General features: G+C 71.7%; 20 protein-coding genes and 1 tRNA gene. 12 read left to right on the top strand and 9 right to left on the bottom strand.

Annotation, left to right across the window (positions count from 1 at the left end; genetic code table 11):
* Positions 1-119: 119 nt before the first annotated feature.
* Positions 120-353: a chaplin ChpH gene (gene chpH / locus SCNRRL3882_RS32610; RefSeq protein ID WP_010045414.1), complete on the bottom strand. Its 234-nt coding sequence runs from the start codon at positions 351-353 to the stop codon at positions 120-122.
* A gap of 175 nt (positions 354-528) precedes the next feature.
* Positions 529-1,854 (bottom strand): M20/M25/M40 family metallo-hydrolase, encoded by a 1,326-nt coding sequence (locus SCNRRL3882_RS32605; protein ID WP_010045416.1) that lies wholly within the window; start codon positions 1,852-1,854, stop codon positions 529-531.
* Positions 1,855-2,049: 195 nt separating this feature from the next.
* Between SCNRRL3882_RS32605 and SCNRRL3882_RS32600 the strand changes: the two genes are divergently transcribed.
* Positions 2,050-2,134: transfer RNA gene (locus SCNRRL3882_RS32600), tRNA-Leu, on the top strand.
* Positions 2,135-2,197: 63 nt separating this feature from the next.
* Positions 2,198-2,572 carry a YchJ family protein gene (locus SCNRRL3882_RS32595; protein ID WP_010045418.1) on the top strand — a complete coding sequence of 125 codons (375 nt, stop codon included), beginning with the start codon at positions 2,198-2,200 and terminating at the stop codon, positions 2,570-2,572.
* An 8-nt stretch (positions 2,573-2,580) separates the two neighbouring features.
* Here SCNRRL3882_RS32595 and SCNRRL3882_RS32590 read toward each other — a convergent pair whose 3' ends face one another.
* Positions 2,581-3,282: a FadR/GntR family transcriptional regulator gene (locus tag SCNRRL3882_RS32590; protein ID WP_010045420.1), complete on the bottom strand. Its 702-nt coding sequence runs from the start codon at positions 3,280-3,282 to the stop codon at positions 2,581-2,583.
* Positions 3,283-3,419: 137 nt separating this feature from the next.
* On the opposite strand from SCNRRL3882_RS32590, the gene SCNRRL3882_RS32585 reads away from it, so the two are divergent.
* From SCNRRL3882_RS32585 to SCNRRL3882_RS32570, 4 genes are read left to right on the top strand one after another with little or no spacing between them, the layout of a single operon-like run.
* Positions 3,420-3,938, top strand: coding sequence for a gluconokinase (locus SCNRRL3882_RS32585; protein WP_010045423.1), 519 nt, complete (start codon positions 3,420-3,422; stop codon positions 3,936-3,938).
* 51 nt (positions 3,939-3,989) lie between these two features.
* Entirely contained in the window at positions 3,990-5,387 is a 1,398-nt protein-coding gene (locus SCNRRL3882_RS32580) for a GntP family permease (RefSeq protein ID WP_010045424.1), read from the top strand.
* 13 nt (positions 5,388-5,400) lie between these two features.
* Positions 5,401-6,165: an SDR family oxidoreductase gene (locus SCNRRL3882_RS32575; protein WP_010045425.1), complete on the top strand. Its 765-nt coding sequence runs from the start codon at positions 5,401-5,403 to the stop codon at positions 6,163-6,165.
* A gap of 17 nt (positions 6,166-6,182) precedes the next feature.
* Positions 6,183-7,214, top strand: coding sequence for an L-idonate 5-dehydrogenase (locus SCNRRL3882_RS32570; RefSeq protein ID WP_029181549.1), 1,032 nt, complete (start codon positions 6,183-6,185; stop codon positions 7,212-7,214).
* 76 nt (positions 7,215-7,290) lie between these two features.
* Here SCNRRL3882_RS32570 and SCNRRL3882_RS32565 read toward each other — a convergent pair whose 3' ends face one another.
* The 4 genes from SCNRRL3882_RS32565 to SCNRRL3882_RS32550 all read right to left on the bottom strand — a co-directional run bounded on the left by SCNRRL3882_RS32565 (position 7,291) and on the right by SCNRRL3882_RS32550 (position 11,247).
* Positions 7,291-7,905, bottom strand: coding sequence for a cytochrome b/b6 domain-containing protein (locus SCNRRL3882_RS32565; RefSeq protein ID WP_010045427.1), 615 nt, complete (start codon positions 7,903-7,905; stop codon positions 7,291-7,293).
* Positions 7,889-8,638: a molybdopterin-dependent oxidoreductase gene (locus SCNRRL3882_RS32560; protein WP_010045428.1), complete on the bottom strand. Its 750-nt coding sequence runs from the start codon at positions 8,636-8,638 to the stop codon at positions 7,889-7,891. The genes SCNRRL3882_RS32565 and SCNRRL3882_RS32560 overlap by 17 nt, the downstream gene beginning before the upstream one ends.
* Positions 8,639-8,725: 87 nt before the next feature.
* Positions 8,726-10,261 (bottom strand): APC family permease, encoded by a 1,536-nt coding sequence (locus SCNRRL3882_RS32555; protein WP_010045430.1) that lies wholly within the window; start codon positions 10,259-10,261, stop codon positions 8,726-8,728.
* A gap of 35 nt (positions 10,262-10,296) precedes the next feature.
* On the bottom strand, positions 10,297-11,247 hold the full coding sequence (locus SCNRRL3882_RS32550; protein ID WP_010045433.1) for a hypothetical protein: 951 nt from the start codon (positions 11,245-11,247) through the stop codon (positions 10,297-10,299).
* A 366-nt stretch (positions 11,248-11,613) separates the two neighbouring features.
* Here SCNRRL3882_RS32550 and SCNRRL3882_RS32545 point away from each other — a divergent pair, with 366 nt between their 5' ends.
* The 4 genes from SCNRRL3882_RS32545 (at position 11,614) to SCNRRL3882_RS32530 (ending at position 13,886) form a co-directional block, all read left to right on the top strand.
* Positions 11,614-12,513, top strand: coding sequence for a DMT family transporter (locus tag SCNRRL3882_RS32545; RefSeq protein WP_040903902.1), 900 nt, complete (start codon positions 11,614-11,616; stop codon positions 12,511-12,513).
* 48 nt (positions 12,514-12,561) lie between these two features.
* On the top strand, positions 12,562-13,077 hold the full coding sequence (locus SCNRRL3882_RS32540) for an NUDIX hydrolase (RefSeq protein WP_029181552.1): 516 nt from the start codon (positions 12,562-12,564) through the stop codon (positions 13,075-13,077).
* 84 nt (positions 13,078-13,161) lie between these two features.
* Positions 13,162-13,554, top strand: a complete 393-nt coding sequence (locus tag SCNRRL3882_RS32535) for a YidH family protein (protein WP_010045438.1) — start codon at positions 13,162-13,164, stop codon at positions 13,552-13,554.
* Positions 13,551-13,886, top strand: coding sequence for a DUF202 domain-containing protein (locus SCNRRL3882_RS32530; RefSeq protein WP_010045440.1), 336 nt, complete (start codon positions 13,551-13,553; stop codon positions 13,884-13,886). Before SCNRRL3882_RS32535 ends, SCNRRL3882_RS32530 begins: the two co-directional genes overlap by 4 nt.
* Positions 13,887-14,755: 869 nt before the next feature.
* Here the strand turns inward: SCNRRL3882_RS32530 and SCNRRL3882_RS32525 are convergent.
* Positions 14,756-15,700 carry an NADP-dependent oxidoreductase gene (locus tag SCNRRL3882_RS32525; RefSeq protein WP_010045441.1) on the bottom strand — a complete coding sequence of 315 codons (945 nt, stop codon included), beginning with the start codon at positions 15,698-15,700 and terminating at the stop codon, positions 14,756-14,758.
* A gap of 211 nt (positions 15,701-15,911) precedes the next feature.
* Between SCNRRL3882_RS32525 and SCNRRL3882_RS32520 the strand changes: the two genes are divergently transcribed.
* Together SCNRRL3882_RS32520 and SCNRRL3882_RS32515 are read left to right on the top strand one after the other, a co-directional pair.
* A complete protein-coding gene (locus tag SCNRRL3882_RS32520; RefSeq protein WP_010045443.1) occupies positions 15,912-16,934 on the top strand; it encodes a phosphotransferase family protein in 1,023 nt (340 codons plus the stop codon).
* Positions 16,935-16,939: 5 nt separating this feature from the next.
* The gene (locus SCNRRL3882_RS32515) at positions 16,940-18,154 is read left to right on the top strand and encodes an acyl-CoA dehydrogenase family protein (RefSeq protein ID WP_010045448.1); all 1,215 of its coding nucleotides are present in this window, start codon (positions 16,940-16,942) and stop codon (positions 18,152-18,154) included.
* A gap of 255 nt (positions 18,155-18,409) precedes the next feature.
* On the opposite strand, the gene SCNRRL3882_RS32510 is transcribed toward SCNRRL3882_RS32515, so the two are convergent.
* Complete coding sequence (locus tag SCNRRL3882_RS32510) at positions 18,410-19,003, bottom strand: TetR/AcrR family transcriptional regulator (protein WP_010045449.1); 594 nt, start codon at positions 19,001-19,003, stop codon at positions 18,410-18,412.
* Positions 19,004-19,030 lie beyond the last annotated feature (27 nt).

The raw sequence follows: 19,030 nt of genomic DNA, 5'->3' as shown, positions 1-19,030 counted from the left end.
GCCTTCGACCCTGTCTCGAATTCTTCTCGAATTCCTCGAAAGAAGCGTTCGGTCCCGGAGCGCATGGCATGCGCTCCGGGACCGATGGCTTTTGAACTCCCCTCAAAGAGGGGGGAGCGTCACTTGTTGACGCAGGTGTTGCCGAAGGCGGGGTTCAGCAGCCCGATCACGGAGACCGTGTTGCCGCAGACGTTCACCGGGACGTGAACGGGCACCTGAACGACGTTGCCGGACACGACACCCGGGGAGTGCACAGCGGCACCCTGGGCACCCGAGTCGGCGACGGCCAGGCCCGCGCCCGCGAGAACCAGCCCACCGGTGGCAGCCGCAGCAGCGACGACCTTCTTGATCATTATTCCTCCTAGTTGGCAAAGCGACCCATCTTGCGATCGCATTACCTGTAACGAGGAGGGAGTAATGAGGCTACGAGCTTATGGTCGCATTCACCCTTCCCAGTCGATCTCGCACACCCGACCGAATAGCGCTGTTTCGTGTGGCTGTTTCATGTGGCCGTTTCGGATGACTGTTTCAGGACGCGTCGATGAACCGGTCGAGCACCCGCGCGCCGAACTTCAGGCCCTCCACCGGCACCCGCTCGTCCACGCCGTGGAACATGCCGGCGAAGTCCAGCTCCGGCGGCAGCTTCAGCGGCACGAAGCCGAAGCCGCGGATGCCGAGGTCGTCGAAGGACTTCGCGTCCGTCCCGCCGGAGAGCATGTAGGGGATCGCCTTGGCGGTCGGGTCCTCGGCCAGCAGCGCGGACTGCATCGCCCCCACGAGCGCCCCGTCGAAGGTGGTCTCGACTGCCTTGTCGGCGTGGACGTCCTCACGCCGAACCTTCGGGCCGAGGATCCGGTCGAGGTCGGCGAGGAACTCCTCCTCGTATCCGGGCAGGAACCGTCCGTCGACGTGCGCCGTCGCCTCGCCCGGGATGACGTTGACCTTGTAGCCGGCACCGAGCTGGGTGGGATTGGCCGTGTTGCTCAGGGTCGCGCCGATGAGCTTGGCGATGCCCCCGAGTTTCGCCAGGGTCGACTCCATGTCCTCGGGGTCGAGTTCGGTGCCGAGCGCGTCACCGAGCTCGTCGAGGAAGGCGCGGGTGGTCTTGGTCACCCGCACCGGGAACTTGTGCCGCCCCAGCCGCGCGACGGCCTCCGACAGCTCGGTGATCGCGTTGTCCCGGTGGATCATCGACCCGTGCCCGGCCGTGCCGGCCACGGTGAGCTTCATCCAGTGCATGCCCTTCTCGGCCGTCTGGATCAGGTACAGCCGGCGCTCCTCGCTCACGGTGAACGAGAACCCGCCCACCTCACTGATCGCCTCGGTGACGCCCTCGAACAGCTCGGGGTGCTTGCGCACGAGGTGCTTGGCGCCGTAGGTGCCGCCCGCCTCCTCGTCCGCGAGGAACGCGAGCACGATGTCGCGCGGGGGCTTGCGCCCGCTGCGCAGTCGGTCCCGGACGACCGCGAGGGTCATCGCGTCCATGTCCTTCATGTCGACGGCACCGCGGCCCCACACGCAGCCGTCGGCGATCTCGCCGGAGAAGGGGTGGTGGGTCCAGTCGTCCGCGTTGGCCGGTACGACGTCGGTGTGCCCGTGGATGAGGAGCGCGGGCCGGGACGGGTCCTCGCCCTCGATCCGGGCCACCGTGGAGGCGCGGCCCGGGTGCGACTCGAAGATCTGCGGTTCGAGCCCCACCTCGGCGAGCTTCTCGGCGACGTACTCCGCCGCCTTGCGCTCGCCCGGACCCGAGTGGTCGCCGTAGTTGCTGGTGTCGATCTGGATCAGCTCGCGGCAGAGGTCCACGACCTCGTCCTCGCCGGTGACGCTCCTGGCCGTGTCCGTCTCGCTCACGTGCTTCCTCCCGCTGTCACTGCTGGTGGGTCCCCCTCATCCTCCCTCGCCCCGGCCCGCACCCCAAGACCGCTCCCGGCCCGTCACACGCCGTTCACGCCCGGCCGGGTGCGGGCGGGGTGTGATCGGCCACCCCCGAGAGCCTGGTAATGTTTACGTCGTCGCCGCGGGGAGAACCCGCGCGACAGACACCTTGTCCGGGTGGCGGAATGGCAGACGCGCTAGCTTGAGGTGCTAGTGCCCTTTATCGGGCGTGGGGGTTCAAGTCCCCCCTCGGACACACGAAGCTGAGGGCCGTGACCGCGAGGTCACGGCCCTCAGGCGTTGTCGCGGAAGGGTGACCATGACCAGCCGTTCCTGCCCGTGCGGGCTGCCCCAGGCCTACGAGGCGTGCTGCGGCCGCTACCACTCCGGTGCCGCCGCCGCGCCGACCGCCGAGGCACTGATGCGGTCCCGGTACAGCGCCTTCGTGAAGGGGGACGCCGGGTATCTGCTGCGGACATGGCATCCGCGGACGCGGCCCGGCACGCTGGAACTGGATCCGCGGATGCGGTGGACCGGGCTGGAGATCCTGGGCACGAGTGACGGCTCGGCCTTCCACTCCGGCGGCGCCGTGGAGTTCCGGGCCTCGTACCGGGGCGGGGCGCTGCACGAGCGGAGCCGTTTCGAGCGCGTCGACGGGGCCTGGGTGTACGTCGACGGGGATTTCGTGCAGTAGCGGGACCGCTACGGCGCCAGGATGTCCAGTTCCTGGAGGGCGCCCACCGTGATCTCGCGGGTCAGCTCCTCCGCGCGGGCCGCGTCGCCGGCGCGGACCGCCTCGGCGACCTGGACGTGCAGGGTGACGGCGGCGGGGTCGGGGTCCTCGAACATCACGTCGTGGTGGGTACGGCCGGCCAGGACCTCGGCGACGACATCGCCGAGGCGGGCGAACATCTCGTTGCCGGAGGCGTCCAGGATGACGCGGTGGAAGGCCATGTCGTGGACGAGGTACTCCTCCAGCTTGTGACCACGTGAATTGGCGACCATGCCGAGGGCGCACTGGGTGAGTTCGGCGCACTGCTCCGACGTGGCGTGCCGGGCGGCGAGGCCCGCGGCGACCGGTTCGATCGCCGAGCGCAGCACCGTGAGGGAGCGCAGCTGGGGAGCGCGGTCCTTGCCGGCCAGGCGCCAGCGGATGACCTGCGGGTCGTAGACGTTCCACTCGGACTTCGGGCGCACGGTCACACCCACGCGGCGGCGGGACTCGACCAGGTGCATGGACTCCAGGACGCGGACCGCTTCGCGCATCACGGAGCGTGACACGTCGAAACGCTGGGCGAGCTCGTCCGTGCGCAGGACACTGCCCGGCGGGTACTCACCCGCTGTGATCTCGGGGCCGAGGGTGTCCAGTACATGGCCGTGCAGCCCCCGGCCCGGTGTGCTCATGCACTCAGCGTACGTGGTAGATCACGGAGCCATAAAGTCAGACTTATTTGTCACGGCCTCTTGAATTCGTCGTACCTAATGGGTTTCAGTTGCGTCGACATCACGTGTCGACGGAGACAGCAGACAGTGAGGCAGCGATGAACACCCCCCACGTCGTCGTGGTCATGGGCGTCGCCGGCACCGGCAAGACCACCATCGGTCCCCTGCTCGCGGCCCGGCTCGGCGTTCCGTACGCCGAGGGCGACGACTTCCACCCGCAGGCCAACATCGCCAAGATGTCGGCCGGAACGCCGCTCACCGACGAGGACCGCCGGCCCTGGCTGGACGCCATCGGCGCGTGGGCGCACGGGCGGGCCGGGCTCGGCGGGGTGGTCAGCTGCTCGGCGCTGAAGCGGTCGTACCGCGACCGGTTGCGGGCCGCCGCGCCCGGCGTGGTCTTCGTGCACCTCACGGGTGACCGCGCGCTCATCGAGGACCGGATGTCGCACCGGCAGGGGCACTTCATGCCCACGGCGCTGCTCGACTCCCAGTTCGCCACGCTCCAGCCGCTCCAGGCGGACGAGGCCGGGGTCGACGTGGACGTCTCGGGCAGCCCGGAGGAGATCACCGAGCGGGCGGCGCTCGCCCTGGAAGACCTCCCCGAGCCCGTCCAGTAGCCCCTGACGGCCCTCTCCCCCAGTCCCCTCCAACGCAAGGGAACCCTCCCCGTGACCAGACTCAGCGTCGAGATGCTGGCAGCGGACGCACCCGAGCCGATCACCTCGGCCGGCCACGCTCAGCTGGGCATCGCCGTCCTGGCGGGCATCGCCGTCATCGTCCTGCTCATCACCAAGTCCAAGCTGCACGCCTTCCTGGCGCTGACCATCGGGTCGCTGGCGCTCGGCGCGATCGCCGGGGCGCCGCTGGACAAGGTCCTCACCAGCTTCAGCACCGGCCTCGGCACCACGGTCGCGGGCGTCGGCGTGCTGATCGCCCTCGGTGCCGTCCTCGGCAAGATGCTCGCCGACTCCGGGGGCGCCGACCAGATCGTCGACACCATCCTCGCGAAGGCCGGCGGGCGGTCGATGCCGTGGGCGATGGTGCTCATCGCCTCCGTGATCGGACTGCCGCTGTTCTTCGAGGTCGGCATCGTGCTGCTGATCCCGGTGGTGCTGATGGTCGCCAAGCGCGGCAACTACTCGGTGATGCGGATCGGCATCCCGGCGCTCGCGGGCCTGTCCGTGATGCACGGCCTGGTGCCGCCGCACCCGGGTCCGCTGGTGGCGATCGACGCGGTCAAGGCCGACCTAGGGGTGACGCTGGCGCTCGGTGTCCTCGTCGCCATACCCACGGTGATCATCGCCGGTCCGCTGTTCTCGCGGTACGCGGCCCGCTGGGTGGACGTCCCCGCCCCGGACCGCATGATTCCGCAGCGCGCCGCCGAGGACCTGGACAAGCGCCCCGGCTTCGGCGCCACGCTGTTCACGATCCTGCTGCCGGTGATCCTGATGCTCGCCAAGGCGCTGGTCGACATCGTCGTGGACGACCCGGAGAACCTGGTCCAGCGTGTCTTCGACGTCATCGGCGCCCCGATGATCGCCCTGCTCGCCTCGGTGCTGGTCGGCATCTTCACGCTGCTGCGGCCCGCCGGGTTCTCCAAGGAGCGGATCTCGCCGCTCGTCGAGAAGAGCCTCGCGCCGATCGCGGGCATCCTGCTGATCGTCGGCGCGGGCGGCGGCTTCAAGCAGACCCTGATCGACACGGGGGTGGGCCAGATGGTCCTGGACATCTCCAAGGACTGGTCGATTCCCGCGCTGCTGCTGGCCTGGCTGATCGCGGTGGTGATCCGGCTGGCGACCGGTTCGGCGACGGTGGCGACGGTCTCGGCCGCCGGTCTGGTCGCCCCGCTCGCCGCCGACATGTCGACCACGCACGCGGCCCTGCTGGTCCTCGCCATCGGCGCCGGCTCGCTGTTCTTCAGCCACGTCAACGACGCCGGGTTCTGGATGGTGAAGGAGTACTTCGGGCTGAGTGTCGGTCAGAACATCAAGACCTGGTCCGTCATGGAGACGATCATCTCGGTGGTCGCCGGCGGCATCGTCCTGTTGTTGTCCCTCGTGATCTAGGAGTGCCGCGGCCATGACGGCTCACCCCCTCTTCGACATCAGCGGCCGTACGGCGCTGGTGACCGGCTCCAGCCGGGGCATCGGACTGGCGCTCGCCCGTGGTCTGGCGGAGGCCGGCTGCACGGTCGTCCTGAACGGACGCGACAAGGACCGGCTCGCCGAGGCCGCCGCCGGGCTGCCCGGCGGCCGGGTGCACACGGCGGCGTTCGACGTGACCGACGGATCGTCCGTGGCGGACGGGATCGCGGACGTCGAGGAGCGGGTGGGCCCGCTCGACATCCTCGTCAACAACGCGGGCATGCAACTGCGCGCCCCGCTGCTGGAGTTCACCGACTCCGACTGGCACCGGATCCTGGACACCAACCTGACCAGTGCCTTCCTGGTCGGCCGGGAGGCGGCGCGGCGGATGACGGAACGCGGCCACGGCAAGATCATCAACATCTGCTCCCTGCAGAGCGAGGTGGCACGGCCCGGGATCGCGCCGTACGCCGCCACCAAGGGTGCGCTGAAGATGCTCACCAAGGGCATGTGCGCGGACTGGGGTCCGAGCGGTGTGCAGGTCAACGGGCTCGGCCCGGGCTACATCGAGACCGAGCTGACGCGGCCGCTGGTCGAGGACGAGGAGTTCAGTGCCTGGGTGCGGCGGCGCACCCCGGCCGGCCGCTGGGGCCGCACCCAGGACCTGGTGGGCGGCGTGCTGTTCCTCGCCTCCCCCGCGGCCGACTTCGTCAGCGGGCAGGTGCTGTATGTCGACGGCGGCATGACGAGCGTGCTGTGACCAACCGGGAGGCTGTGATGCTGGGTTGTGTGATCCACGGCCAAGGTGACCTCCGGGTCGCGGAGTTGCCGGTTCCGGTGCCCGGGCCGGGGCAGGCGCTGGTCGCCGTCCGCTACGGCGGGGTGTGCGGGTCCGATCTGCACTACTGGCGGCACGGCGGGGTCGGCGACTTCCGGCTCCGGGAGCCGATGGTGCTCGGGCACGAGGTCGTCGGCACGGTGGTCGAGTACGGTGCCGGCGCGTCGGGGCCCGTACCGGGTGCCGCGGTCGCCGTGCATCCGGCGACCCCGTGCGGGGTGTGCCCGGAGTGCTCGGACGGGCGGCGGAACGTCTGCCGGGACACGCGGTACCTGGGCAGTGCGGCGCGTTTTCCGCATGTGCAGGGGGGATTCGCGGCGCAGGTCGTCGTGCCCTGCGAGCAGGTGCGGGCCTTGCCGGACGGTCTGGGACTGCGCCGGGCCGCTCTCGCCGAACCGCTGTCCGTCGCACTGCACGCGGTGCGACGGGCCGGGGAGGTGGCGGGGCGGCACGTCCTGGTGACCGGTGCCGGGCCCATCGGCTGTCTCGTGGTCGCCGCGGCGAAGGCGGCGGGGGCTTCGCGGGTGACCGTCACGGATCTGCTGCCCGAGGCGCTGGAGTACGCGCGGGTCGCCGGGGCCGGGACTCTCGTACGGGCCGATGATCCCGACGACCCGGCGTGGCCCGCCGAGGTGGACGTCGCGATCGAGGCGTCCGGGGTGGCCGCGGGGCTGGACGCGTGTCTGCGGCGGGTGCGGCGGGGTGGGGTCGTCGTGCAGTTGGGGATGCTGCCGGCGGGGCACAGTGCGTTTGCGGGGAACCTTGTGGTGAGCCGGGAGATCGAGCTGCGGGGGGCGTTTCGCTTCGACGGGGAGTTCGAGCAGGCGCTTGAGTTGCTTGCGGGGGAAGCGGCGTTCGACGGGCTCGTCAGTGCGGTGGTGCCTGTGGCGGATGCCGAGTCTGCTTTTGCCCTGGCCGCTGATCGGAGTCGGTCGTGCAAGGTGCTGTTGGATTTCGCCCCCGCGCCATAGGGCTGTGCCCTGTCGTGGCGGCTGGGGGTGCGTCGGGGTTGTTCGCGCAGTTCCCCGCGCCCCTGAGGTTGGACGACTACGGGCGCCACAGGGGGTGCTCCCGGGCCGCCCAGTCTCTGCTCACCTTGCCTGTGCGCATCCCCCTTCTGGCCTCCGGGTCCGCCAGGGCCATGCCGATGTGGCCGGCCAGGACTATGCCGATCGTGAGGGCCAGCCAGTCGTGGACGAACGTCGCGCTGGTGCGCCAGAGCAGGGGGGTGAGGTGGGTGAACCACATCATCAGGCCGGTGCCGAGCATGACGAGGGTGGCGCCGGCGATCCAGGAGGCGTAGAGCTTCTGGCCCGCGTTGAACTTGCCCGCGGGGCGGGACGCGGGGCGCTTGTCGCGGTGCAGGGCGGCGCGCAGCCAGGTCCGGTCGTGCGGGCCGAAGCGGTTGAGGTGGCCGAGGTCGGCCCGGAAGGCGCGGGAGGCGAGGCCCGCCAGGACGGGGACCGGCAGGGCCAGGCCGGCCCACTCGTGGATCCGGACGACCAGCTCGCGGCGGCCGACGAGTTCGGCGAGCTGGGGGACGTAGAGGCAGGCCGCCGTAGTCACGCAGACGCCCATGAGCGCGGCCGTGGTGCGGTGCACCCAGCGCTCGGTCCGGCTGAAGCGTCCGACACCGGCCGTGGCGTCAGCTCGTAGGCTCATCGTCACGTCCGTTCGAGCGGCCCACCCAGGCGTCGACGTCGTAGCCGCGCTCCTCCCAGTAGCCCGGCCGGACCTCGTCGGTGACGGTGATTCCGGAGAGCCACTTGGCGGACTTGTAGAAGTACATGGGGGCCACGTAGAGGCGGACCGGGCCGCCGTGGGAGTGGCCGAGGTCCTTGTCCTGCATGCGCAGGGCGACCAGGACGTCCGCACGGCGGGCCTGGTCGAGGGTGAGGCTCTCGGTGTAGGTGCCGTCGAAGCAGGTGAAGCGGATCGCCTTGGCCGTGGGGCGGACCCCGGCGGCGTCGAGCAGCCGGGACAGGCGTACGCCCTCGAAGGGGGTGTCGGGGACGCGCCAGCCGGTGACGCACTGGACGTCGCGGACCATGCGCGTCTGGGGCAGGGCCTTGAGGTCGGCCAGGGTGTAGGTGGTGGGGCGGTCGACCAGGCCGTCGATCGTGAGGCGGTAGCTGTCGGCGTTCTTGCGGGGGACGGACGAGGCGACCGAGTAGTAGCGGAAGCCACCGCCGTTGGGGAGCAGTCCGGTCAGGCCGGTGGGGTCCTTGTCGGCGGCGCCGCCGAGGAAGCCCTCCAGGCCGCGTTGCAGCCGGGGCGCGGCGACCACGCCGAGGGCGCCCAGGCCGAGGGTGCCGAGGAAGACGCGGCGGCCGACCGGGGTGCCCCGCTGTGGGGGGTGTCCGTCGTTCACGCCCTCATGTACGTCCTCGTTCACGTTCTCATTCGAACACCCGCGGCCCCTTCAGGACAGGGATCGCGGGTGCTCGTCAGAGTTCCGTAACCACTTCTTACGGGGCCGGGGTCAGGACGACGCCGCCTTGTCCAGCTGGAACGCCTCGTTGCCGAGCCCGATCCGGGCGTGCTTCTCGGGGGCGCGGGCGCGCAGCACCAGGCCGAGGACGACGCCGGCGAGCGCGGCGAGGCCGATGATGCCGGGCAGCACCCAGCTCAGCGAGGAGTCCGGGCCGGCGCCGACGAGGACCTCGAAGTCCTTCACCGTGTAGCCGGCGATCACCAGCAGGGCGAGGCCCGCCAGCGCGGAGGTGACCAGCCGCCAGGCCTGGGAACCCGCGGCACCCCGGCGGACGAAGAAGACGACGACCGACAGTGAGGCCGCCGCCATCAGCACGATCACGCCGAGGGCGCCGATGTTTCCGAACCAGGTGAAGAGGTGCAGGACGGGCGCGGTCGGGTCGCCGACCGGCTTGTCGTCGGCGATCGCGAAGCCGGCCACCACGACGACGGCCACGACGGTCTGGAGCAGCGAGCCGGTGCCGGGGGCGCCGCTGGTGCCGCTGGTGCGGCCGAAGGCGGCGGGCAGCAGGCCCTCGCGGCCCATGGCGAAGGCGTACCGGGCGACGACGTTGTGGAAGCTGAGCAGCGCGGCGAACATGCCGGTGACGAACAGGACGTGCAGGACGTCCGTGAAGGTGCCGCCGAGGCGGGACTCGGTGAGGAAGAACAGCAGTCCGGCGCTCTGCTTCTGGGCCGTGCCGACGATCGCGGACGGGCCGGTGGCGACGGTGAGGGCCCAGCTGCTCAGCGCGAAGAAGACGGCGACCCCGCCGACGGCGAGGAACATCACGCGCGGCACCAGGACGTGCGGGCGGCTGGTCTCCTCGGCGTAGACGGGCGCCTGCTCGAAGCCGAGGAAAGCGGCGATGCAGAAGCACAGCGCCGTGCCGACGCCCGCGCCGGTGAGGGTGTCCGGGTTGAAGGCGTGCAGGGAGAGGCCTTCCTTGCCGGGGTCGGCGAGGGCGGCGACGTCGAAGACGACGACCAGGAGCACCTCGATGACCAGCAGCACGCCGAGCACGCGCGCGTTGACGTCGATCTTCAGCCAGCCCAGCAGGCCGACGGCGAGCGCGGCCACGAGCGCGGGTATCCACCAGGCGATCTCCACGTCGGCGTAGGTGGCGAGGAGCCCGGAGACCTCGAAGCCGAAGATGCCGTAGATGCCGATCTGGAGCGCGTTGTAGGCGACGAGGGCGACCAGGGCGGCGCCCGCGCCGGCGGTGCCGCCGAGGCCGCGGGAGATGTACGCGTAGAAGGCGCCCGCGTTGTGGACGTGGCGGCTCATCTCGGCGTAGCCGACGCTGAAAAGGATCAGGACGATGCCGAGGACGACGAAGAGCAGCGGCTGCCCGACGATGCCCATCACCGCGAATGTGGTGGGCATGACACCCGCGACCACCATGAGCGGGGCGGTCGCGGCGAGGACGGAGAGCAGCAGGCCCCCGGTGCCGAGCCGGTCGGCGCGCAGGGCACGCTCCTGCCCCTTGAACGTACTGATGCCGCCGGCGGCGGATGTGCTCGTGCTCGAACTGTCCGTGGTCATCGGGAGAGCGTCCTCACTTCTGGATTTCCGGGGGGTCAGGCTGTGCCGAGCGCGCCGGCGCGGGCGGCGGCGAAGGCGGTGTGCGGGTCGCGGTCCGGGTACGACCAGGGCGCCGGGGTGGCGTACCGGCCGATCCGGTGGAACAGGGCGGCTGCCTCCGCGCCCCGCCCCTCGCAGAACTTGGCGTGGGCGAGGAAGTTCAGGTCGATCAGCCGGCGCGGGTGCCCCTCCAGCTCCCACTCCAGCCACCAGTCGAAGGCGGCCTTCATGACCTGCCGGGCGCGGCGGCCGGTCCAGTGGCCCGAGGCGGCCGGGTCTGCGGGTTCGTGCCCGGCGGCGGCGAGCGCGCGGTAGCGCTCGGCGTGCGCGATGACCGGCAGGATCGCGAGCGGGGAGTCGGCGGGTGCCTGTTCGGCGGCCCAGTTGGCGAAGTCGTAGACCTCGTGCAGCGGGTCGGGGCCGGCCTCGGTGCGGCGTCCGGCGAGCCGGGCGACCATCAGGTGGTGGGCGTGGTGGTGGTCGGCGTAGCGGGCGCGGACCTGCTCGAAGGTGCGGACCACGTCCTGGTCGGTGCCGACCGCGCACTCCAGCAGGAGCAGGCCGAGCCAGGGAGTGGGGTCGGCGGGGGCGCGGGCGGCGGCGGCCGCGCAGGACTCGCGGGCCCGGACGGGCTTGGCCTTGCCGTGCAGGGCGCGCCTGACCTGGGCGAGGGCGAGCAGGACGGAGGCGTCGGCGGACTCGGGTTCGGCGAGCAGCCACTCACGGGCCCAGGCGGCGCAGTAGGGCTCCCGGGCGAGGACCGTGACGCGGTGGCCGCGCCGGTCCCAGTCGTCCCCGGTGTGCACCAGCAGGGAGCGGGCGTTCTGCCAGCGGCCCTGCGCCAGCGCGGCGCGCGCGGCCACGAGGTCGGCGTCGTCGAGGGCCTCGTCGAAGACCTGAGACGCACGTCTGCGGCCACGGCCGAGGGGAGGCGGGGGTGGGGGCACCGCGGAACTTCCTCACGCGCTCTTCTTGTGTTTCGGCTCACGGTGGTCGATGGAGCGCGTGTGCGCGCTTCGCCATGAGCTGATCACACACAGCCAAGCCCCAGCCAAGGGTTGGCGTCAAGGGCCGCAAGGGCGTTACACGCGTCAACTCCTGCCACTTGTGAGGATTTTGTGATCGCCGGGGAACCAGGGAAAGATGAGGCGGGCATCCGATTTTTCCGTTTCGCCCTTTGTGGCGTGCGTCATAGTGCTGGGCGGTCACCACCCCGCACGATGGCATGACGTACGGGCGCGCCGGGCGGAGCCGGCCGGTACAGTCGGCCCCTACGCCATCGTGAACCCGACCTGATGATCGAGGTACACCGCGTGTCGGTTCTGGTACTGGTACTCGCCGTGAGTGCCGCCTGCTGTCTCGGCTTCGGCTTCGTGCTTCAGCAGAACGCGGCCCAGCGCGCGCCGCTCAACGACTTCCTGTCCTTCCGGCTGCTGGTCGACCTGGTGAAGGTGCCGCGGTGGCTCGGTGGCATCGCGCTGATGGTGGTCGGCATGGCGCTGGGCGCGGCCGCGCTGGGGCAGGGCGAGCTGTCACTCGTGGAGCCGCTGCTGGCGACGAACCTGCTGTTCGCCCTCGCGCTGTCCCGACGGCAGACCCGGCAGCCGCTCGGCCGCCAGGGCTGGGCGGGCCTGCTGCTGCTGGCGGGCGGAGTGAGCGCGTTCATCGTGGCGGGCGAGCCACAGGGCGGCTCCGCGACGGCCGATCCGACGCGGCAATGGCTGATCATCGGGGCCATGATCGGGCTGGCCCTGCTGCTCACCGCGCACGCCAAGCGCTCCCGGCTGAACTCCGGGCCGGTGCTGCTGGCCCTGGGCGCCGGGCTCCTCTACGGCGTGCAGGACGCACTCACCCGGGTGAGCGGGGAGAAGTTCTCCGAGGGCGGTTTCGCCGGGCTGCTGACCGGCTGGCAGCCGTACGCCGTCCTCGCGCTGGGCGTCACGGGGCTGGTCCTGGTGCAGAGCGCCTTCGAGACCGCGTCCCTGCGCAAGTCGCTGCCCGCCCTGACCGCGGCCCAGCCGATCGCCGGGATCATCTGCGGCGTCGGCTTCCTGGGCGACCGGCTGCGGACCGACGCGGTGGCCCTGAGCTGGGAGGCGGGCGGTCTCCTGGCCGTCATCGCCGGCATCGTCCTGCTGGGTATGCATCCGGCCATGCCGACGGGGGCGGCTGAGCGGGCACGCGCGGGGCAGCTTCAGCCACAGCCGCAGTGACGCCTCGCGTGCTGCTTGGATGAGGGTATGAGTGCTGTGGACGAGGGCATGAGCCCTGCCGACGAGCTCCTCGACATCGTCGACGAGAACGACCGGGTCGTCGGGCAGTCGCCCCGGGGCGAGGCCTACGCCAGGGGGCTGCGGCACCGCTGTGTGTTCATCCAGGCCCGGGACGCCGAGGGCCGGATCTTCGTGCACCGGCGGACGCCGACCAAGCTGGTGTTCCCCTCCCTGTACGACATGTTCGTCGGCGGAGTGGTCGGCGCGGGCGAGACCTACGACACGGCGGCCCTGCGCGAGGCGGAGGAGGAACTGGGCGTGACGGGTCTGCCGCTCCCCCGGTACCTCTTCAAGTTCCTCTACGACGACGGCGCCGGGCAGACCTGGTGGTCGGCGGTGTACGAGGTCCGGTGCGACCTTCCGGTACAGCCGCAGGCCGAGGAGGTGGCCTGGCACGACTTCCTGCCCGAGGACGAGGTGCGGCGGCGGCTGGGCGACTGGGAGTGGGTGCCGGACGGACTGGCGGCTTACGAGCGGCTCACGGCGTTCCGGTCGACGGGCTGAGCGGGCTGCCGCCCCGGGTCGGGCCGGACCGGGTGAGCGGCATCGGCGACGCCCGGGGACGGCGTCCCCGGTAGGGTCGCGCACGTGATCGAGTTCGTACGGAACGTCCGCTTGTGGTTCGCGCCGGCGGAGGTGCGGCAGGACGGCGAGACGCCGGACTACCGGTTCTCCCTGGCGAACGAACGCACCTTCCTGGCCTGGCTGCGCACCGCGCTCGCGCTGATCGGCGGCGGCTTCGCCGTGGACCAGTTCCTGCCGGACCTGCGCTGGGGCTGGCGGGTGGGGCTGGCGCTCGCGCTGCTGGCCGCGGGCGTGCTGTGCTCGCTGCGGGCGGTCAACCACTGGGTGCGCTGCGAGCGGGCCATGCGGCGGGGCGAGGACCTGCCGGTGTCCCGGTTCCCGGCGCTGCTGAGCCTGGTCGTCGCGGTCGTGGCCGTCGCCATGGTCGTGGTGGTGCTCGTGGGGTGGGAGGGGTGAACGCGCCGGCAGCCCGGCAGCAGGACCCCGACCGCGACCCCGGGCTGCAACCCGAGCGGACCCGGCTCGCGTGGCGGCGTACGACGCTGTCGGGCACGGTTTCCGCCGTGCTCGCCGTGAAGACCGTGCTGCACGGCGGGGCGTCGGCGCCCGGGATCGTCGCGTGCGCGCTGTGCTGCGTCCTGTGGCTGGGCTTCCTGGGCATCGCCCACCGCCGCATCCGCACACTCGCGACCACCACCAGCCCCACGGCGTTCACACCCCGCCACGCCACGGCCGCGGTGCTGTGCACACTGGCGATGGCGGTGTGCGGGGCGGCGCTCGTCCTCTAGGACACGCGCGGGCGGCTGCCGCCGGGGGCCGCGGGCCCCGGAGGCCCGGGGCGGGGGCCGGGCGCTGCACGCCGCGGGCGCCGACCGGGACCTCACGCCGGACTCCAGGAGGCCAGGGTCGGACGCCGGGGTGCATACCACTGGACCGTGGGCCAAGTGGAGGGCCCGGGCCGGGCGCTGCACGCCACGGGGCGCCGACCGGGGACCTCCGCCGCACTCCAGGACGCCAGGGCACGGACGCCGGGGCGCCACACGCCCGGGAGCCGGACGCCGGACGCCGCACGCTCGGGGACCCCACGCGCCACATGCAAGCGGAGCCACACACCGGACACTGGGGCGCTGCACCCCCGGACGTCACCCGGCCGGCGACACGCCACAGCCTTCAGGACGCCGCACCCCAGGACACCAGAGGACCCACGCCGAGGCGCCACACCCCCGGGAGCCGGACGCCGCGCGCCAAGGGCTCAGGGACCCACACGCCACACGCAAGCGCAGCCACACACCGGACACCGGGGCGATGCACGCCCGGACGTCACCCGGCCGGCGACACGCCACGGCCTTCAGGACGCCGCACGCCGCGGGAGCGGGCGCCGACTGCCAGGGCACCCGAACGGCGCCGGCCGCCGGCGGCCGGGGCACCGCGGTCCAGGGCGCGACGCGCCCCGGCGCCAAGACGGCCGCATGGCAGGACATCGGCACGCCGCGCGCAGCGAGCGCCGACCGCCGGGCATCCCTCGACGTCGGCCGGCCGCACCCCGCCACAGGGCGCCGCACGCCAGGGAGCCGGCGTCGGTGAACCACGCGACGGGCGCCGGGCGCTGTGGGAGCCGCGGCGCGCCGGACCCGCACGCCAGGGTGCGGGTCCGTGGCTACGTGTTCTCCGGCTCCCAGTTCACCGTCACGACGATCTTGCCGCGTGTCCGGCCCTCCTCGTTCAGCCGGTGTGCGTCCGCCGCTCGTTCCAGCGGGAAGGTCTCGGAGACGTGCACGCTCACCACGCCCTGTTCCGCCAGTTCGGACAGCCGCCGGAGGTCCTCGGCGTCGGGGCGGACGAAGTAGTAGCGGCCGCCGTAGTTCACCACGTCGTTGTCGGCGATCGAGACCATGCGGCCCTCGGGAGCCAGCAGGTTCGCCGAGACCTTCAGCGCGTCTCCGCCGACCGTGTCGAACACCGCGTCCACCCCCTCGGGCGCCAGCCCGCGCACCCGCTCGCCCAGGCCCTCGCCGTAGGTCACCGGCTCCCCGCCGAGGCTCCGCACGAAGTCGTGGTTGGACTCGCTCGCCGTGCCGATCACCCGGGCACCGAGATGGGTGGCGAGCTGGACGGCGATCGAGCCGACCCCGCCGGCCGCGGCGTGCACCAGCACGGTCTCGCCCCGCTTCACCTGGAGCACCTTGACCAGCACCTGGTAGCCGGTGAGCCCGACCAGCGGCAGTCCGGCCGCCTCCTCGAAGGAGAGGTTGCGCGGCTTGCGCGCGAGGGTGCGCAGGGGCGCGGCCACGTACTCGGCGAAGGTGCCGCGGGAGAGGAAGTCCTCGCGCACGTACCCGATGACCTCGTCCCCGACGTCGAACTCCGACACGGCCACGCCGGGCCGTACGACGACGCCCGAGACGTCCCAGCCGGGCACCACGGGGAACGCGGCTTCGAAGAGCCCCTCGAGGTAGCCCTCGCGGGCCTTCCAGTCGACGGGGTTCACGGCCGCCGCCCGCACCTTCACCAGCACGGAGTCCGGGCCGACCTTGGGATCGCGGACCTCCCCGAACGCCAGCACCTCGGGTCCGCCGTACCGTGAGTAGCTGATGGCCTTCATGGCTCCGACCTTCCGGGCTCGCGGGGTGGCACGCAAGCCGGATGGCCTGAACGAACCGGCCGAAACCTCCCCGGCGCCCCATGACGGGAGTCCTCGGCCTATCGTGGCGGCCTATCGTGGCTCCGATCACGTTTCGGCCCCGCTCTGGACGACATACCGACCGGTCGGCATCATGAGTCGGGAACTGTTCACCTGCCCGTAGGAGCGACGCATGAGCCCCGACCATCCGCCCGGACTCGACCTCGACCGGCTGCGCGGCCTGCTCGACCGTGAGCTGCCCGGCCTGGTGAGCGGCGCACTGTCCGGCCGGCTGATCGAGGGCGGACGGTCGAACCTCACCTACGCCGTCTCCGACGGCACCTCCCGGTGGGTCGTACGCCGGCCCCCGCTCGGCCACGTCCTGGCCACCGCGCACGACATGAAGCGCGAACACCGGGTGATCAGCGCGCTGCACCCGACCGCCGTGCCGGTTCCGCGGCCGGTGCTGCTGTGCGAGGACGAGGAGGTGCTCGGCGCGCCGTTCTACGTCATGGAGTTCGTCGAGGGCACCCCGTACCGCACGGCCGACCAGCTCGCCCCGCTCGGTCCGGAGCGGACCCGGGGCGCGGTGCTGAACCTGGTGGACGCGCTGCTGGAGCTGCACGCGGTGGACCCGGGCGAGGTGGGGCTCGCCGACTTCGGCCGGCCCGAGGGCTTCCTGGACCGGCAGCTGCGGCGCTGGGGCAAGCAGCTGGACGCCTCGCGCAACCGCGAGCTGGCCGGGATCGACGAGTTGCAGGCGACGCTGGGTCGGCGGCTGCCCTCCTCCCCCGCCCCTGCCGTGGTGCACGGCGACTACCGGCTGGACAACGTCCTGATCGGCGAGGACGACCGCATCAAGGCGATCCTCGACTGGGAGATGTCCACCCTGGGCGACCCGCTCACCGACCTGGGGCTGCTGGCGATGTACAGCATGCCGCTCGAGACGGCGGACTCCCCCGTCTCCACGACGGCCGAGGCGCCGGGGCACCCGGACCCGGCCGAACTGATCGAGCGGTACGCCGCGCGTTCGGGGCGCGACGTCTCCGCGGTCTCCTGGTACACGGCGTTCGCCTGGTTCAAGCTCGCCGTGATCCTGGAGGGCATCCACTACCGCTACACCCTGGGCCAGACGGTCGGGCGCGGCTTCGACCGCATCGGCGACCTGGTCCCCGTCTTCATCGAGCACGGTCTCACCACCCTTCAGGAAGGCTGACGGACATGGACTTCGCGTTCGACGCGCGCACCGAGGAGCTGCGCGGCAAGCTGCTGGCCTTCATGGACGAGTACGTCTATCCGGCCGAGGCCGTCGCGCACGAGCAGCGGGCCCGGCTCGCCTCGCCGTGGGAGACCCCGGAGGTGGTCGAGGAGCTGAAGGCCGAGGCGCGCCGGCAGGGCCTGTGGAACCTCTTCCTGCCGGACTCCGAGTACGGCGCGGGGCTCACCAACCTCCAGTACGCGCCGCTCGCCGAGATCATGGGGCGCTCCCCGCAGCTGGCCCCGACGGTGACGAACTGCGCGGCACCCGACACGGGGAACATGGAGGTGCTCACCCAGTTCGGCGACGAGCAGCAGCGCAAGCAGTGGCTGGAGCCGCTGCTGGCGGGCGAGATCCGCTCGGCGTTCGCGATGACCGAGCCGGAGGTGGCCTCCTCGGACGCCACCAACATCACGACCCACATCGAGCGGGACGGCGACGAGTACGTCGTCACCGGCCGCAAGTGGTACATCTCCGGGGCGATGCACCCGGACTGCAGGATCTTCATCGTGATGGGCAAGACGGACCCGGAGGGTTCCGACATCCGCCGTCAGCAGTCGATGATCCTGGTCCCCCGTGACACGCCGGGCGTGACGATCAAGCGCGCGATGCAGGTCTTCGGCTACGAGGACCACTACCACGGCGGCCACGCCGAGGTGGTCTTCGACCGTGCGCGCGTACCGGCGTCGAACCTCATCGGCGAGGAGGGCGGCGGCTTCGCCATCGCACAGGCCCGGCTCGGTCCCGGCCGGATCCACCACTGCATGCGGCTGATCGGGATGGCCGAGCGGGCGATCGAGCTGATGTGCCGGCGGGCGGTGTCCCGTACGGCCTTCGGGAAGACGCTGGCCCAGCAGGGTGTGGTGCACAACTGGATCGCGGATGCGCGGGTGACCGTCGAGCAGTTGCGGCTGCTGGTGCTGAAGACCGCGTGGCTGATGGACACGGTGGGGAACAAGGGGGCGCACACCGAGATCCAGTCGATCAAGATCGCTACGCCTCGGGCGGTGGTGGACATCCTCGACCGGGCGATCCAGTTGCACGGTGCGGGGGGTGTGAGCCAGGACTTCCCGCTGGCGGAGCTGTACGCGGGGGCGCGGACGCTGATGATCGCGGACGGGCCGGACGAGGTGCACCAGCGGTCGCTGGCGCGGCGGGAGTTGAAGAAGTACCTGTGACGCGTCGGGGCGGCGGGAGGTTTCCGCCCCCGCCGCCCCTACCCGCCCCATCCCCAGGGGCTCCGCCCCTTCGACCCCGCCAGGGGGTTACGCCCCTTGGACCCCCGATCGGCCTGGACGGCCTCGTCCTCAAACGCCGGACGGGCTGGAGGAAGTGACTCAGCCCAGCGTTCCAAGCCCGGCCGCCCGGCCGACCGATTCGGGTGGTGGGTGGGCACAGGCCGGGGGTCCAGGGGCCGGAGTCCCCTGGGGGCCTCACGGGCGCAGGGCTCGCAGCAGCAGGTCGGCCAGGTGGTCCGCGACCTCCTGGGGGCTGAGCGGGCCGTCCGGCCGGTACCAAGTCGACAGGTGGTGGACCGAGCCGAAGTGGTAGTCGACCACCAGGTCCGCCGGGGTCGCCTTGGAGAAGACACCCGCCTCCTGGCCCTCCTCGACCAGCGCGCGGAAGCGCTCGTGGTAGCGGCGGCGCTCGGCGCGGACCTGCTTGTTCTTCTCGGGGCTCAGGTGGTGCATGGACCGCCAGAAGATCATCGCGTCGTCGAGGTTGTCGATGGTCGTCACCACGACGTCCGCGGCCGCGGCCCGCAGCCGCTTCTCCACCGGCTCGTCCGCGCCCGCGACGGCGTCGAGCCTCTCCTGCTGGATGCGCAGCACGCGCGCGTACACCTCGTGCAGGAGGTCGTCCTTGGAGCCGAAGTAGTGGTACAGCGCCCCCTTGGTGACCCCGGCCGCCTCGACGATCTCCTGCACCGAGGTGCGGTCGTAGCCCTGCTCGGCGAAGAGCCGGGTGGCGGCGGCCAGGAGCCGCTGAGGTACGGGGGTGCCGTCCGAGTCCGTCGTCCTGGGCACTGCCGCCACCTGCCTTTCCGTACTGCT

The organism is Streptomyces chartreusis NRRL 3882 (genome assembly GCF_900236475.1).
Classification (GTDB): Bacteria; Actinomycetota; Actinomycetes; order Streptomycetales; family Streptomycetaceae; genus Streptomyces; species Streptomyces chartreusis_D.
This window is presented reverse-complemented; position numbering and strand designations above follow the sequence as displayed.

Bases quoted from the DNA above. Each gene is read 5' to 3' on its own strand.
- chpH (WP_010045414.1), bottom strand. From the start codon at position 353: ATGATCAAGAAGGTCGTCGCTGCTGCGGCTGCCACCGGTGGGCTGGTT.
- SCNRRL3882_RS32595 (WP_010045418.1), top strand. From the start codon at position 2,198: ATGACCAGCCGTTCCTGCCCGTGCGGGCTGCCCCAGGCCTACGAGGCG.
- SCNRRL3882_RS32590 (WP_010045420.1), bottom strand. From the start codon at position 3,282: ATGAGCACACCGGGCCGGGGGCTGCACGGCCATGTACTGGACACCCTC.
- SCNRRL3882_RS32585 (WP_010045423.1), top strand. From the start codon at position 3,420: ATGAACACCCCCCACGTCGTCGTGGTCATGGGCGTCGCCGGCACCGGC.
- SCNRRL3882_RS32575 (WP_010045425.1), top strand. From the start codon at position 5,401: ATGACGGCTCACCCCCTCTTCGACATCAGCGGCCGTACGGCGCTGGTG.
- SCNRRL3882_RS32570 (WP_029181549.1), top strand. From the start codon at position 6,183: ATGCTGGGTTGTGTGATCCACGGCCAAGGTGACCTCCGGGTCGCGGAG.
- SCNRRL3882_RS32565 (WP_010045427.1), bottom strand. From the start codon at position 7,905: ATGAGCCTACGAGCTGACGCCACGGCCGGTGTCGGACGCTTCAGCCGG.
- SCNRRL3882_RS32555 (WP_010045430.1), bottom strand. From the start codon at position 10,261: ATGACCACGGACAGTTCGAGCACGAGCACATCCGCCGCCGGCGGCATC.
- SCNRRL3882_RS32540 (WP_029181552.1), top strand. From the start codon at position 12,562: ATGAGCCCTGCCGACGAGCTCCTCGACATCGTCGACGAGAACGACCGG.
- SCNRRL3882_RS32525 (WP_010045441.1), bottom strand. From the start codon at position 15,700: ATGAAGGCCATCAGCTACTCACGGTACGGCGGACCCGAGGTGCTGGCG.
- SCNRRL3882_RS32520 (WP_010045443.1), top strand. From the start codon at position 15,912: ATGAGCCCCGACCATCCGCCCGGACTCGACCTCGACCGGCTGCGCGGC.
- SCNRRL3882_RS32515 (WP_010045448.1), top strand. From the start codon at position 16,940: ATGGACTTCGCGTTCGACGCGCGCACCGAGGAGCTGCGCGGCAAGCTG.